At 73.8% G+C, this 14,729-nt stretch carries 13 protein-coding genes; 10 read left to right on the top strand and 3 right to left on the bottom strand.

Annotation, left to right across the window (positions count from 1 at the left end; all coding sequences use genetic code 11):
- Positions 1-24 precede the first annotated feature (24 nt).
- The 4 genes from ACSU6M_RS06495 to ACSU6M_RS06480 all read left to right on the top strand — a co-directional run bounded on the left by ACSU6M_RS06495 (position 25) and on the right by ACSU6M_RS06480 (position 4,575).
- Positions 25-1,083: a quaternary amine ABC transporter ATP-binding protein gene (locus tag ACSU6M_RS06495; protein ID WP_437067812.1), complete on the top strand. Its 1,059-nt coding sequence runs from the start codon at positions 25-27 to the stop codon at positions 1,081-1,083.
- Positions 1,076-2,884: an ABC transporter permease/substrate binding protein gene (locus ACSU6M_RS06490; protein WP_437067811.1), complete on the top strand. Its 1,809-nt coding sequence runs from the start codon at positions 1,076-1,078 to the stop codon at positions 2,882-2,884. The genes ACSU6M_RS06495 and ACSU6M_RS06490 overlap by 8 nt, the downstream gene beginning before the upstream one ends.
- A 408-nt stretch (positions 2,885-3,292) precedes the next feature.
- The gene (locus ACSU6M_RS06485) at positions 3,293-3,856 is read left to right on the top strand and encodes a helix-turn-helix domain-containing protein (protein ID WP_437067809.1); all 564 of its coding nucleotides are present in this window, start codon (positions 3,293-3,295) and stop codon (positions 3,854-3,856) included.
- Positions 3,856-4,575 (top strand): helical backbone metal receptor, encoded by a 720-nt coding sequence (locus tag ACSU6M_RS06480; RefSeq protein WP_437067808.1) that lies wholly within the window; start codon positions 3,856-3,858, stop codon positions 4,573-4,575. The genes ACSU6M_RS06485 and ACSU6M_RS06480 overlap by 1 nt, the downstream gene beginning before the upstream one ends.
- Here the strand turns inward: ACSU6M_RS06480 and ACSU6M_RS06475 are convergent.
- Positions 4,502-5,677: a TDT family transporter gene (locus ACSU6M_RS06475; RefSeq protein WP_437067807.1), complete on the bottom strand. Its 1,176-nt coding sequence runs from the start codon at positions 5,675-5,677 to the stop codon at positions 4,502-4,504. The genes ACSU6M_RS06480 and ACSU6M_RS06475 overlap by 74 nt on opposite strands.
- 70 nt (positions 5,678-5,747) lie before the next feature.
- On the opposite strand from ACSU6M_RS06475, the gene ACSU6M_RS06470 reads away from it, so the two are divergent.
- Positions 5,748-6,683, top strand: a complete 936-nt coding sequence (locus tag ACSU6M_RS06470; RefSeq protein WP_437067806.1) for a LysR family transcriptional regulator — start codon at positions 5,748-5,750, stop codon at positions 6,681-6,683.
- Between the two features lie 62 nt (positions 6,684-6,745).
- Entirely contained in the window at positions 6,746-7,705 is a 960-nt protein-coding gene (locus ACSU6M_RS06465; protein ID WP_437067805.1) for an aminoglycoside phosphotransferase family protein, read from the top strand.
- 151 nt (positions 7,706-7,856) lie between these two features.
- Here the strand turns inward: ACSU6M_RS06465 and ACSU6M_RS06460 are convergent, their stop codons facing one another.
- The gene (locus ACSU6M_RS06460) at positions 7,857-8,597 is read right to left on the bottom strand and encodes a FadR/GntR family transcriptional regulator (RefSeq protein ID WP_437067803.1); all 741 of its coding nucleotides are present in this window, start codon (positions 8,595-8,597) and stop codon (positions 7,857-7,859) included.
- A 93-nt stretch (positions 8,598-8,690) separates the two neighbouring features.
- On the opposite strand from ACSU6M_RS06460, the gene ACSU6M_RS06455 reads away from it, so the two are divergent.
- The 4 genes from ACSU6M_RS06455 (at position 8,691) to ACSU6M_RS06440 (ending at position 13,340) form a co-directional block, all read left to right on the top strand.
- A complete protein-coding gene (locus tag ACSU6M_RS06455; protein ID WP_437067802.1) occupies positions 8,691-10,049 on the top strand; it encodes a glutamine synthetase family protein in 1,359 nt (452 codons plus the stop codon).
- 45 nt (positions 10,050-10,094) lie between these two features.
- Positions 10,095-11,462 (top strand): aldehyde dehydrogenase family protein, encoded by a 1,368-nt coding sequence (locus ACSU6M_RS06450; RefSeq protein WP_437067800.1) that lies wholly within the window; start codon positions 10,095-10,097, stop codon positions 11,460-11,462.
- Positions 11,459-12,241, top strand: coding sequence for a 3-oxoacyl-ACP reductase (locus ACSU6M_RS06445; RefSeq protein WP_437067799.1), 783 nt, complete (start codon positions 11,459-11,461; stop codon positions 12,239-12,241). Before ACSU6M_RS06450 ends, ACSU6M_RS06445 begins: the two co-directional genes overlap by 4 nt.
- A 181-nt stretch (positions 12,242-12,422) precedes the next feature.
- Complete coding sequence (locus tag ACSU6M_RS06440) at positions 12,423-13,340, top strand: DUF2510 domain-containing protein (protein WP_437075027.1); 918 nt, start codon at positions 12,423-12,425, stop codon at positions 13,338-13,340.
- Between the two features lie 55 nt (positions 13,341-13,395).
- On the opposite strand, the gene ACSU6M_RS06435 is transcribed toward ACSU6M_RS06440, so the two are convergent.
- The gene (locus tag ACSU6M_RS06435; protein ID WP_437067798.1) at positions 13,396-14,598 is read right to left on the bottom strand and encodes an amino acid deaminase/aldolase; all 1,203 of its coding nucleotides are present in this window, start codon (positions 14,596-14,598) and stop codon (positions 13,396-13,398) included.
- Between the last annotated feature and the right edge of the window lie 131 nt (positions 14,599-14,729).

Raw genomic sequence — 14,729 nt, 5'->3', positions numbered from 1 at the left:
TGCCCCCGAGACAAGAAGGTTCGCGTGTCAGCCAGGCTAGAGGCCGATCATCTCTACAAGGTGTTCGGCAGACGACCGGACGTCGCGGTCGACCGGCTCCGCAAGGGAGCCGACCGGGAGGAACTGCGGGCCGACGGCACCACCGCCGCCGTCATCGACGCCTCCTTCACCGTGGACGAGGGCCGCATCTTCGTCGTCATGGGCCTGTCCGGCTCCGGCAAGTCCACCCTGCTGCGCATGCTCAACGGCCTGCTGGAGCCGAGCGCCGGACAGGTCCGCGTCGACGGCCAGGACCTGACCGCGCTGAGCGCCCGCGAGCTGCGCGAGGTCCGCGCCCGGAAGATCAGCATGGTCTTCCAGCACTTCGCGCTGTTCCCGCACCGCAGTGTGCTCGACAACGCCGCCTACGGCCTCGCCGTGCAGGGCGTGCCGCGCGCCGAGCGCGAGAAGCGCGCCGCCGAGGCACTGGAGCTGTGCGGGCTGGCGGGCTGGGAGAAGTCCTGGCCCGACGAGCTGTCCGGCGGCATGCAGCAGCGCGTGGGCCTGGCCCGCGCCCTGGCCACCGACGCCGACCTGCTGCTGATGGACGAGTCCTTCAGCGCCCTGGACCCGCTGATCCGCCGTGACATGCAGGACCAGCTGCTCACCCTCCAGCGCACCCTGAGGAAGACCATCGTCTTCATCACCCACGACCTCAACGAGGCCATGCGCCTGGGCGACCGCATCGCCGTCATGCGCGACGGCCGGATCGTCCAGAACGGCACCGCCGAGGACATCCTGCTGCGCCCGGCGAACGACTACGTCGCCTCCTTCATCAAGGACGTCGACCGCTCCCGCGTCCTGACCGCCGCCGCCGTCATGGACACCGAGCCGCGCGGCGACGAGGCGGACTGCGGCTGCGCGACGGCGACCCCGGACACCCCCTTCGCCGAGCTGTGCGCGATCAGCGCGCGCGTGCCGCACCCGGTGGCCGTCCTGGACGCGGGCGCCGTCGTCGGCGTCGTACCGCGCCAGCGCCTGGTCGCCGCCCTGGCGGACGGGGACACCGCCGAAGCCGTCTGCGAGGTGACCGCCCGTGCCTAGGCTGCATCTCGGTGACTGGGTCGACTCCGGCGTCGACTGGCTCGTCACGCATCTGTCCTGGCTCTTCGACGCCGTGAAGGCGGTCGTCGAGGGCATGTACGACGGTTTCGACGCCGTCCTGACCGCGCCCGAGCCCCTGCTGCTCGCGGGCATCCTCGCGGTGCTCGCCTGGTGGCTGCGCGGCCTCGGGGCGGGCGTGTTGTCCTTCGCCGGGTTCGCGCTGATCGACTCGCTCGACCTGTGGGACCAGGCGATGTCGACGCTGTCCCTGGTGCTGGTCGCCACCCTGATCGCCCTGGTGATCGCGATCCCGCTGGGCATCTGGGCGGCCCGCTCCAGGACCGTCAGCGCGACCCTGAGGCCGGTGCTGGACCTGCTCCAGACCATGCCGTCGATGGTGCTGCTGATCCCGGCGATCCTGTTCTTCGGCATGGGCGTGCCCGCCGGTGTCGTCGCCACCCTGATCTTCGCGCTGGCCCCCGGTGTGCGCATGACCGAGCTGGGCATCCGCCAGGTCGACGCGGAGCTGGTGGAGGCCGCCGAGGCATTCGGCACCACCCCGCGCGACACCCTGCTGCGGGTCCAGCTGCCGCTCGCCCTGCCGACCATCATGGCGGGCGTCAACCAGGTGATCATGCTGGGCCTGTCGATGGTCGTCATCGCCGGCATGGTCGGCACCGGCGGCCTCGGCGGCGCCGTCAACGAGGCCATCGGCCAGCTCGACATCGGCCTCGGCTTCGAGGCGGGCCTCGGCATCGTCGTCCTCGCCATCTACCTGGACCGCGTCACCGGCGCCCTCGGCACGCAGCTGTCGCCGCTGGGCCGCCGCGCCGCCGCCAAGGCCCGCCGCACTCCGCTGACGTACCGCCCCCGTCCGGCCGTCGCCGTGATCGGCGTCGTCGTGCTCGCCCTCGTGGCGGGCGGCATGAACGTCTTCGGCAGGAGCGCCGGCACCGCCGAGGCGTCCCCGGACGACGTCGGCCAGGGCCGCGAGATCACCATCGGCTACATCCCCTGGGACGAGGGCATCGCCTCCACGTACCTGTGGAAGGAGCTGCTGGAGCGCCGCGGCTTCGAGGTCACCACCACCCAGTACGCCGCCGGCCCCCTCTACACGGGCCTCGCCACCGGCCAGATCGACTTCCAGACCGACTCCTGGCTGCCGGTCACCCACGCCGAGTACTGGAAGAAGTACGGCAAGCAGCTCGACGACCTCGGCAGGTGGTACGGCCCCACCTCCCTGGAGCTGACCGTCCCCTCGTACATGAAGGACGTCGACTCGCTCGCCGACCTCAAGAAGCACTCCGCCGACTTCGGCGGGAAGATCGTCGGCATCGAGCCCAGCGCCGGGATGATGGGCCTGCTCAAGGACAAGGTCCTCAAGGAGTACGGCCTGGAGGGCTCCTACGACGTCGTCGACGGCTCGACCCCGGCGATGCTGGCCGAGCTGAAGCGGGCGTACGCCAAGAAGAAGCCCGTCGTCGTGACGCTCTGGTCGCCGCACTGGGCGTACAGCGACTACGACCTGAAGAAGCTCAAGGACCCCAAGGGCGCCTGGGGCGCGGGCGACGGCGTGCACACCCTGGCCCGCGACGGCTTCGCCGCCGACCACCCCGAGGTCGGGCGCTGGCTGAAGGACTTCTCGATGACCGAGAAGCAGCTCACCGGCCTGGAGTCGCGCATCCAGAAGGCGGGCAAGGGCAAGGAGCAGGACGCCGTGCGCGGCTGGCTCGAGGACAACCCCGGACTGGTCGACCGGTGGGCGCCGGTCACCGGGGCCCACAGCCGGGCGGCCGGGTGACCTGACGGACCCGGACGCCTGACCGAGGGGCGGGCCGCCTGTACGACTTGCGTGCGTACGGCGGCCCGTCCCTCACTTTTCGGGCTCGGCCGACTCTTTCGCACCCGGCCCGCCACCGTACGGATCCGGCCAACCACGCAGAGCCACGTCCGGGCCTGTGAACCGGTCGTGAGCGGCCCGGAGTTCGACGCAGCGCGTCGCAGGGCACCCGGGAACATGCGGGGACCCCTGAGCATTGAAGGCGTCACACCCGTGTGGACTGGCGTGAAGTGTGAGGTACGACCTCGGACAATGTGTCGTCGATGCGGCGGCCGCATGAAACGGTTTGCCGAACATGCGTAGGGTGCAGAGAACCCCACAGAGGAACCTGACCGACCCGACCGACGAGCGAAGGAGGGAGCCGGAGCGATGGGCGACCACAAAGAGCAGCCCCTGCGCGTGGGCGCGGCCGTGCGGCGACGCCGTCGTGCCCTGGAGCTCACCCTCGCCGTCGTGGCCGAACGCAGCGGCCTCTCGGTGCCCTTCCTGAGCCAGATCGAGAACGACCGGGCCCGGCCCAGCACCGGCTCCCTGGAGAAGCTCGCCGACGCCCTGCGCACCACGGCCGTCGAACTCCTCGCCGCCGCCGACCCGGCGTGCAGCGTCGATGTCGTGCGCGCCGAGGACGGCGAGCCGCACCCCGACCCGCGGACGCGGTCCCTGGTGCGCGGACACCACCAGATGCACGCCTCGGAGTTCACCGGCGGCCACGAGGCGGGCCGGGAGATCCAGTACCGCAACGACCAGTTGATGTACGTCGCCGACGGCGGCGTGGAGATCGAGGCCGAGGGCCGCGCCTACCGCCTGGGCCGCGGCGACACCCTCTACCTGACCGGAGGGGTGCGGCACCGCTGGCGGGCCACCGTGCCCGAGACACGGGTCGTCGTGGTCGCCGTCGCCGAGCACATCGAGGCCGAGGACCGGCTGCGGTAGTGCGCGTCGTCTCCCTCGTGCCGTCCCTGACCGAGGCCGTCGCCGAGACCCTGCCCGGTGTGCTGGTCGGCGCCACCGACTGGTGCGCCCGTCCGGCGGACCTGGACGTCACGCGGGTGGGCGGCACCAAGAACCCCCGCCTCGACACGATCCTCGCGCTCGGCCCCGACCTCGTGATCGCCAACGAGGAGGAGAACCGCGCACCCGACCTGACCGCCCTGCGGGCCGCCGGCGTCGAGGTGCTGGTGACCGAGGTACGGGACGTGCCGGGGGCCTTCCGGGAGCTGGAGCGGGTGCTGCGCGCCTGCGGGGCGGCCACTCGGCCGCGCTGGCTGGACGCGGCCGAGGCCGCCTGGGAGCGGCCCCGCGTGCCGGACCGCCGTACGACCGCCGTGGTGCCCGTCTGGCGGCGGCCCTGGATGGTGCTGGGCCGCGACACCTTCGCGGGCGACGTCCTGGCCCGCCTCGGCGTCGACCACCTCTACGCCGGGCACGCGGACCGCTACCCGCGCATCCCGCTGGAGGAGCTGCGGGCCGCGGCCCCCGATCTGGTCGTACTCCCCGACGAGCCCTACCGCTTCACCGCCGACGACGGCCCCGAGGCGTTTTCGGGGCTGCCCTGCGCGCTCGTCGACGGGCGGCACCTCACCTGGTACGGGCCGTCGCTGGCCGAGGCGCCGCGGGTGCTGGGCGAGGCGCTGCGAGCAGCTCTCCGCTGAGCAGTCCGCGTACGGTGCCGGCGGCGGCCGCGACGAAGGCGGCGGCCAGCAGTGCGTACAGCGTCCAGGCGAGCGCGTCGAAGGCGAACAGCCCGGTGTGCCGGGCCAGCGACGCCGCGCCCGTGACACAGGTGCCCACGGGGAAGGTGAACGCCCACCAGGTCATCGCGAACCCCATCCCGTGCCGCCGCGCCCGCCCCACATGCACCGCGGCCAGCCCCAGCCACAGCAGCGCGAAACCCATCACCGGCACGCCGTAGAGCACCCCGAGGACGCCGAAGCCCTCGGCGTACGGGGCGGGCACCGCACCCGGCGCGACATCGGCGAAGTGGCCGACGGCGGTGGTGGACTGGCCCAGCGGGCCCAGCACCAGGAACAGCGTCGGGGTCAGCGCGAGCGGCAGCGGACCGCCGGTGACCAGCCGGGCGAACACCAGCGGCAGCATCAGCAGCGTGCCCAGCAGACTCAGCCCGAACAGCGCGAAGCACGCGAACAGCAGCGTCTCCCGCGCCTGTCCCGGCGGCAGATGCGGCACCAGCAGCGGACCCTGCGCCGCCGACACCATCGGCGCCACCAGCGGCAGCAGCCACACGGGCGTGGCCTGATCCGCGGTCACCTTGTGGCGTACCGCCATCAGATACGGGACGGCCACGGCCGCCGCCAGCCCCACGGCCGTACCGGTGGCGAACAGCACGGCGTCGAGCGCGAGCGCCGCACGCGGGCCGATCCAGACCTGCCCCGCGGTCAGCGCGCCGCCGCCGACGGACAGCAGGGCCATGGCCAGGCAGCCGTAGAAGGGGGCCGTCGCCGGGTCGAGGAGGTGGGCGCGGGCCTGGTCGCGGTGGTGCAGCCAGTGCAGGGCGCGGGCGGCGAGCAGAGCGGTCAGCAAGGCGAGGGAGAGCGCCCACAGCGCGGCGCGCACGGCGGTCCCGCCGGGGGTGTGCGGGGGCAGCGCGGTCGCGAGGACGGCGGTGCCCATGACCGTGGCGTACCAGTTGGGGCCCAGATGACGGACGGCGGCGGCGCGGCGGCGGGGCGGGGCGCTGTGGGGTACCGGCGGTGCGGGGCGGCGGTGGGACAGGGGCTGGGCGGCGGTGACCATGACACCACCGTCTCCCCGCCGAACGCCCACCACCAGGGAGTATGTCTCTATGAGGGCATAAGGTGGAGTTATGAGCAGCATCGAAGGGCGGGGCGGGGACATACGGCCGGGCGCGGGGTCGCTGGCGCACCGGGTGCCGGATCTGGGCGCGTTGGAGCTGCTGCTGGCCGTCGCCCGGCTGGGCAGCCTCGGCGCGGCGGCCCGCGAGGTCGGCATCACCCAGCCCGCCGCGAGCAGCCGTATCCGCTCCATGGAGCGGCAGCTGGGCGTCGCGCTGGTCGACCGCTCCCCGCGCGGGTCGCGGCTCACGGACGCGGGCGCGCTGGTGACCGACTGGGCCCGGCGCGTGGTGGAGGCGGCGGAGGCGTTCGACGCGGGGACGCAGGCGCTGCGGGACCGCCGGGACTCGCGGCTGCGGGTCGCGGCGAGCATGACGATCGCCGAGTATCTGCTGCCGGGCTGGCTGCTCGCGCTGCGCGCCCAGCGGCCGGACACGGCGGTGTCGCTGCTCGCGGGCAACTCGGCGGCGGTGGCGGAGCGGCTGCTGGCGGACGAGGCCGATCTGGGGTTCGTGGAGGGGCTGACCGTGCCGGCCGGCCTCGACGCGACGGTGATCGCCCACGACCACCTGATCGTGGTCACCGCTCCCGGACACCCCTGGGCCCGCCGCCGGCGCCCGCTCGGGGCGGACGAGCTCGCGGCCACGCCGTTGATCCTGCGGGAGAAGGGCTCCGGCACCCGCCAGGTCCTCGACGCGGCCCTCGGCGGTCTCGCCCGCCCCCTGATCGAGCTGTCCTCCACCACGGCGGTGAAGGCGGCGGCGGTGGGCGGCGCCGGCCCCGCCGTCCTCTCCGAGCTCGCCGTCGGCGAGGAACTGGCCATGCGCCGCCTGGTCCGCGTCCCGCTCGACGGGGTGACGCTGGAACGCTCGCTGCGTGCCGTGTGGCCGACGGGACACCGGCCGACCGGCCCGGCACGCGATCTGCTGTCGCTGACGCGGGGATAGGGGGCCGGGAGCCCCCGAAAACCCGTGGCTCCCCGCGCCCCGCGACCCGCACCATGGCGTCCATGACGCTCCCCGCCCCGCCCGCCGCCGGCACCCGCATCCCCTGGCACGCGCTGCCCGAGCCGGTGCGGGACGCCGTCGCGGACGTGATCGGGGGACCCGTGACACACGCCGTCACCCAGTCCGGCGGCTTCTCGCCCGGCGTGGCCGCGCGGGTGCGCGGCGCGGACGGGCGGCGGGCGTTCGTGAAGGCGGTCAGCGCGCGGACCAACCCGCACAGCCCCGCCCTGCACCGCGCCGAGGCCCGGCACGCCGCCGCGCTGCCGCCGGAGGTGCCCGCGCCGCGGCTGCTGAGCACGTACGACGACGGCACCTGGGTCGCCCTGGTCTTCGAGGACGTGCCGGGGCGTCAGCCGCACGTGCCCTGGCGGGAGCCGGAGCTGCGGCGCGTGCTGGACGCCGTGGCGCGGCTGTCCCGCACCCTCACCCCGGCCCCGCTGGACGCCCGGCGCGCCGAGGAGGCCCTCACCCGCACCTTCGCCGGCTGGCAGGACCTGCGCGACGGCGCCGAGGGCGATGTCGCCGACCGCCTCGGCCCCTGGACCGCCGCCCGCCTGGACCGCCTCGCCGAACTGGCCGCGCCCTGGCGGGAGGCGGTCACCGGCGGCACCCTCGCCCACGGCGATCTGCGCGCCGACAACATGCTGCTCACCGAGGACGACCGGGTCGTGTTCGTCGACTGGCCGCACGTCCTGCGCGCCGCCCCCTGGTTCGACCTCCTCGTCATGCTGCCGTGCGTGCGCGCGCAGCGGGGACCGGACCCGCAGGAGCTCTTCACCCGGCACGAGCTGGGCGCGGCCGCCGACCCGGACGCCGTCACCGCCGCCCTCGCGGCCCTCGCCGGCTACTTCCTGCGGCACTCCCTGCTGCCCGCGCCGCCCGGCATCCCCACCCTGCGCGCCTTCCAGCGGGCGCAGGGCGAGGCCGCGCTGAACTGGCTCAGGACCCGCCTGCCGCTGTGACCAGGCCCCAATGGACTGCATGGATTCCTTTACCCAGGACTTCACGGCCGGGGAGAGACCGAGAGCCCTCGCGGCGGACCCCCGCGGGCGGGCCCTCGCGGGCAGGCCCCCGCCCCCTCACCTGAGGAACCCCTTCACATGAGGAACCCCTTCACATGAGGAACCCCCTCAGCAGTGCCGCCGTCCCCGCGCAGTGCTCCCGCATGATCTCCCGTGCCGCGTCCGCGTCCCGGTCCAGCACCGCCTCCACCAGCGCGGTGTGCTGCCGCTGGGAGTGCTCCAGGTTGCGCACCAGCAGCGGGATGCAGTCGAGCAGGTCGTTCACCGTGGCCCGCACGGCCGCGTACTGGGCGGTCAGCGTGGGGGAGCCGGACAGCTCGGCCAGCGTGAGGTGCAGCAGCGTGTCCGCGCGCCGGTACGCGTCGAGCGGCGCGTCCCGCGTGCGGTCCAGCGCCTCCCGCAGCCGCGCCTCCTGCTCGTCCGTCAGCCCGTGCGCCGCGCACAGCCCGGCCGCGCCCACCTCCAGGACCTCCCGGAAGCGCAGCACGTCCTCCACGTCCACGCCGGAGACCCGGCGCCGCAGCTCGGCCGCGTCCGGGGCGTCGGTGCGCGGCAGCACGAACGTCCCGCCGTACCGCCCGCGCCGCGCCTCCACCAGCCCCTGGTCCTGAAGCACCTTCAGCACCTCGCGCAGCGTCACCCGGCTGACCCCCAGCCGCTCCGCCAGCTCCCGCTCCGCCGGCAGCCGGTCACCGGCCGGGACCAGCCCGAGCCGCAGGACCTGGAGGATCTGCTCCAGCGCCTCCTCGAACCCGTTGCCCGCCCGCACGGGCCGCAGCACGGGCGTGAGACGGTCCGCCGCGTCCCCCTCCTGCGCCGTCCGTTCCGGCATCTCGCCGTGCCCCCTTCCCAAGCAAAGGTTCCCGGCAATACCTTATGGCTCCGGCTGGTCGAGGAGAACGAGGAAGCCTGAGGAGGCCGTCCCGTGGCAGACCGCACACCGCCGCTGAGCGTCGAGGAGCTGCACACCCTCGTCGCCGCCGGCGAGATCGACACCGTCGTCCTGGCCTTCCCCGACATGCAGGGCCGCCTCCAGGGCAAGCGGTTCGCGGCGCGCTTCTTCCTCGACGAGGTCCTGCACCACGGCACCGAGGGCTGCAACTACCTCCTCGCGGTCGACGCCGACATGAACACCGTCGACGGCTACGCCATGTCCTCCTGGGACCGCGGCTACGGCGACTTCGCCATGCGCCCCGACCTCGCCACCCTGCGCCGCGTCCCCTGGAACGCCGGTACGGCGATGCTGATCGCCGACCTCGCCTGGGAGGACGGCAGCCCGGTCGTCGCCGCGCCCCGCCAGATCCTGCGCCGCCAGCTGGAGCGGCTGGCCGAGCACGGCTGGAGCGCCCAGGTCGGCACCGAGCTGGAGTTCATCGTCTTCAAGGACACCTACGAGCAGGCATGGGACGCGAACTACCGCGGCCTGACCCCGGCCAACCAGTACAACGTCGACTACTCCATCCTCGGCACCGGCCGCGTCGAGCCCCTGCTGCGCCGCCTGCGCAACGACATGGCCGGCGCCGGCCTCACCGTCGAGTCCGCCAAGGGCGAGTGCAACCCCGGCCAGCACGAGATCGCCTTCCGCTACGCCGAGGCCCTGGTCACCTGCGACCAGCACGCGATCTACAAGACCGGCGCCAAGGAGATCGCCGCGCAGGAGGGCGTGTCGCTCACCTTCATGGCCAAGTACAACGAGCGCGAGGGCAACTCCTGCCACATCCACCTCTCCCTGACGGATGCCGACGGGACGAATGTGATGGCCGGGCCCGAGGGGATGTCCGACGTCATGCGCCACTTCCTCGCCGGGCAGCTCGCCGCCCTGCGCGACTTCTCCCTCCTCTACGCCCCCAACATCAACTCCTACAAGCGGTTCCAGCCCGGCTCCTTCGCCCCCACCGCCGTCGCCTGGGGCCACGACAACCGCACCTGCGCGCTCAGGGTCGTCGGCCACGGCCGCTCCCTGCGCTTCGAGAACCGCCTCCCCGGCGGCGACGTCAACCCGCACCTGGCCGTCGCCGGACTGGTCGCGGCCGGGCTGTACGGCGTCGAGCAGAAGCTGGAGCTGCCCGAACCCTGCGCGGGCAACGCCTACACCGGCGACTACGAGCACGTCCCCACGACGCTGCGCGAGGCCGCCGAGCTGTGGGAGAACAGCCCGATCGCCAAGGCCGCCTTCGGCGACGAGGTCGTCGCGCACTACCTCAACATGGCGCGCGTCGAGCTCGCGGCCTTCGACGCCGCGGTCACCGACTGGGAACTGCGCCGGTCCTTCGAGCGCATGTGAGACGCAAGTGAGCCGCTTCGCCGTACGTCCGTGAAAGGGCACCCCTTGTCCGACCAGCTCCAGGTACTCAATCCCGCCACCGAAGAGGTCGTCGCCACCGTCCCCGCCGCCGACGCGGCCGACGTGGACCGGGCCGTCGTACGCGCCACGAAGGCGCAGTGGGCGTGGGCCGCCCTCGCCCCCGGCGACCGCGCCCGGCTGCTGCGCCGCTTCGCGGCCGTCGTCGACGCCCACATCGAGGAGCTCGCCCGGCTGGAGGTCCGCGAGGCCGGGCACACCGTCGGCAACGCCCGCTGGGAGGCGGGCAACGTCCGGGACCTGCTGGAGTACGCGGCCGGGGGAGTGGAGCGGCTGACCGGCCGCCAGATCCCGGTCGCGGGCGGGCTGGACGTCACGATCCTCGAACCGCTCGGCGTGGTGGGCGTCATCGCGCCCTGGAACTTCCCCCTGCCCATCGCGGCCTGGGGCACCGCCCCCGCCCTCGCGGCCGGCAACGCGGTGCTGCTCAAGCCCGCCGAGACCACCCCGCTGACCGCCCTGCGCCTGGGCGAGCTGGCCCTGGAGGCCGGGCTCCCCGAGGGTCTGTTCCAGGTGCTGCCCGGCCGGGGCCCCGTCGCGGGGAACGCCCTCGTCGAGCACCCGGGCGTTGCGAAGATCGTCTTCACGGGGTCCACGGCCGTGGGCAGGCAGGTCCTGGCGAAGGGCTCGGCCCTGCTCAAGCGCGTCACCCTGGAACTCGGCGGCAAGAGCCCCAACATCGTCTTCGCCGACGCCGACCTCAAGGCCGCCGTCGACCCCTTCTCCTTCCTCGACAACTCCGGCCAGGACTGCTGCGCCCGCACCCGCATCCTCGTCCAGGAGTCCGTCTACGACGAGGTACGCGAGCTGCTGGCCGACGCGCTCGCGGCGGTCGTGGTGGGCGACCCGGCCGACGAGAAGACCCAGATGGGCCCGCTGATCTCCCGGCAGCAGCTCGATCGCGTACGGTCCTACGTCCCCGAGGACGCCCCAGCCCTGCGCGGCACCGCCCCCGACGGCCCCGGCTTCTGGTTCCCGCCGACCGTGCTCACCGGCGAACGCCCCGACTCCGCCGCCGCCCGCGAGGAGATCTTCGGCCCCGTCGCCGTCCTGCTGCCGTTCACCGACGAGGAGGACGCGATCCGCCTCGCCAACGACACCCCGTACGGCCTGTCCGGGTCGCTGTGGACCCGGGACGTCGGCCGCGCCCTGCGCGTCGCCGGGGCCGTGCGCGCCGGCAACCTGTCCGTCAACTCCCACTCCAGCGTCCGCTACTGGACCCCGTTCGGCGGCTTCAAGCAGTCCGGCGTGGGACGCGAGCTGGGTCCGGACGCCCTGACCGCCTTCACCGAGACCAAGAACGTCTTCATCAGCACGGAGGGCCCCGCACAGTGACCGACACCCCTGTCTGCCGCCGCCTGGTCGGCCGTACCGCCGTCATCACCGGAGCCGGCAGCGGCATCGGACTCGCCACCGCCCGCCGCCTGGCCTCCGAGGGCGCGCACGTCGTCTGCGGCGACATCGACGAGGCCCGCGGCAAGGCGGCCGCCGAGGAGGTCGGCGGGCTGTTCGTGAAGGTCGACGTCACCGACCCGGAGCAGGTCGAGGCGCTGTTCAAGGCGGCGTACGACACCTACGGCAGCGTCGACATCGCCTTCAACAACGCCGGGATCTCCCCGCCCGACGACGACTCCATCCTGGAGACCGGCCTGGAGGCATGGAAGCGCGTCCAGGAGGTCAACCTCACCTCCGTCTACCTGTGCTGCAAGGCCGCGCTGCCCTATATGCGACGCCAGGGCAAAGGCTCCATCATCAACACCGCGTCGTTCGTGGCGCGGATGGGCGCGGCGACCTCGCAGATCTCGTACACGGCCTCCAAGGGCGGGGTGCTCGCCATGTCCCGCGAGCTGGGCGTGCAGTTCGCCCGCGAGGGGATCCGGGTCAACGCCCTGTGCCCCGGCCCGGTCAACACCCCGCTGCTGAGGGAGCTGTTCGCCAAGGACCCCGAGCGCGCCGCCCGGCGTCTGGTGCACATCCCGCTCGGCCGCTTCGCCGAGGCCGAGGAGATCGCCGCCGCGGTGGCCTTCCTGGCCAGCGACGACTCCTCCTTCGTCAACGCCACCGACTTCCTGGTGGACGGAGGGATCTCGGGGGCGTACGTCACTCCGCTCTAGGGGCCGGGAGCCCGGCACGATCGGCGGGGCACACGCCCTGGGGCCGGGAGCCCCCTCTGATCGGCGGGACACGTCCTGGGGGCCGGGAGCCCCGCCTGATCGGCGGGACGCCCCCTGTGTCGCGCGCTGTAGTGCCGGTGTCACCCCGCCGCCGCCCTCCGCCTAGAGTGCCCGTGTGAGCATGACACCCCCGCCCGGCTGGTACCCCGACCCGCACGCCCCGCATCTGCAGCGCTGGTGGGACGGCGCGGCCTGGACCGAGCACCGGCGCACGCCCGAGACCGTGGCGCTGCCGGCGCAGGTCCCCGCGCCCTCCGGCGGGGCGTCCGGGCGGGCCAGGGCCGTCGCCCTGACCGTGGCCGGGGCCGTCCTGGTCGCGGCGGTCACCGTCGGCGCGGTCGTGCTCGGCGGGGACGGCGACGACACCCCGGCCGAGCCCCCGCCCACCACCTACTTCACCGCCGCCCCGACCACGACCGAGCCGCCCTCGCCGACGGCGACCGCCGAGGAGACGGAACCCGTCGCCGAGGACCCGTCCGTCGTCGTGGACCGGCTCAACGGCATCACCTTCCCGCTGCCCGAGGGCTGGATCCCGCCCGAGTACGTCACCGACAACACCCTCGTGATGACCACCGACGGCACCTACGACTGCCCCGGCGACTGGGGCATCTGCCTGCACGGACGCGTCAGCTCCCGCACGGTCAGCGCGGACGGCGAGACCCCCGAGCAGCTGGCGAAGGCCGACATCTCCGAGGCCGCCGAGGACTTCTACGGCCGCAACCGCATCGAGAAGCGGCCCTACGGCGGCATCGAGTCCCACCGGCAGATCGCCGCCGGCCCGGTCGCCGTGGCGGGCCGCGCCGGGTACTACGTGCGCTGGCGCGTACGGACCGCCGAGGGCCCCGGCGGCTACGTCCAGTCGCTCGCCTTCCCCTCCAGCGTCGGCGTCGGCTCGCCCGTCGTCGTCCGCTTCGCCTTCGACGCCGGCCCGGACGGCCCGCCCCTCTCCGACATGGACATGATCACCGACGGCATCCGGCCCGTCGGCGACGCGGACACCGGCGGGGGAGTGGGCACCAGCGTGGGGCCGAGCGAATGAGACCGCGCCGGGGGGTGTCTCGCCGATCATGCCGGGCCGATCGACGCGACGCCCCCTAGAGGAACGTCCGGCCCTCACCCCGGTACGTCGGCACCGTCCCCGTCACCCGGTCCCCCTCCACCAGGTGCAACACCTCGAACCGCTCGCACAGTTCACCGGCCTTCGCGTGCCGGAACCACACCTTGTCGCCGACCAGCAGATCGTCGGCCGGCGAGCCCAGCAGCGGGGTCTGCACCTCGCCGGCGCCCTCCTGGGGGTCGTAGCGCAGCCCCTCCGGCAGATACGGCACCGGCAGCCGGTCCCGCCCCGCCGCGCCGGACGCCGGATACCCGCCCCCGAGGACGGTCACCACCCCCACGCCGGGCCGCCGCACGACCGGCTGGGCGAACAGCGCGGCCGGACGCCCGCTGAACGACGTGTAGTTGTCGAACAGCCGCGGCACGTACAGCCCCGACCCGGCCGCTATCTCCGTGACCGCGTCCTCCGCCGCCGTGTGCTGCACACTGCCCGTGCCGCCGCCGTTGACGAACTCCAGGTCCGGCACCACCGCGCGCACCGCCCGCACCGCCGCCGCCCGCCGCTCGGCCAGCTCACGCCGGGCCGCGGCCTGCATCAGCCGGATCGCCCGCGACCGCAGCGGCCGTCCCGCCACCGCGTCACCGACCCCCGCCACATGCCCCTCGTACGCCATGATCCCCACGACCCGGAAACCCGGCCGCCGGGCCACCGCCCGTGCCAGATCGGCCAGTTGCGCGGGGGAGTGCAGCGGTGAGCGCAGCGCGCCGACCCGCACCCGTCCGCCGAGCAGTCTCAGGGACGTGTCCAACTCCAGGCACACCCTGACCACTTCACGTCCGTCGCCGCGCGCCGCCTCGATCAGATCGAGCTGCGCCACGTCGTCCACCATCACCGTGACCGCCGCGGCGAGCTTCGGATCCGCCGTCAGCTCCGCGAAACCGGCCCGGTCGGCCGACGGGTAGGCCAGCAGCACGTCGTCGAAGCCGGAACGGGCCAGCCACAGCGACTCGGCGAGGGTGTACGACATGATCCCCGCGAAACCGTCCCTGGCCAGGACCCGCTCCAGCAGGGCCCGGCAGCGCACGGACTTGCTGGCCACCCGCACCGGCTTCCCGCCGGCCCGGCGCAGCAGGTCGTCCGCGTTGGCGTCGAATGCCTCCAGATCCACGATCGCGACGGGTGCGTCGAGATGGGCGGTGGCCCGGTCGTAACGGGCCCGGTCGGCGGCGCGCGCAGTCATGAACGCAGCCTGCCAGACAGGATTACCGCAGGGTAGGGGGACGATCCGGGCAGATGCCTCCGGCTCGTGGACCGGTTCCCCCAAGGGCCCGGGCAACCCGTAGAGTGACGCGCACGCACGGGCGCCGGTAC

The sequence above is a fragment of the Streptomyces sp. enrichment culture genome (genome assembly GCF_964272895.1).
In the GTDB taxonomy this organism is placed as follows: domain Bacteria; phylum Actinomycetota; class Actinomycetes; order Streptomycetales; family Streptomycetaceae; genus Streptomyces.
Note: the sequence above shows the minus strand (reverse complement) of the source record. Positions and strands in the feature narration are given on the sequence as shown.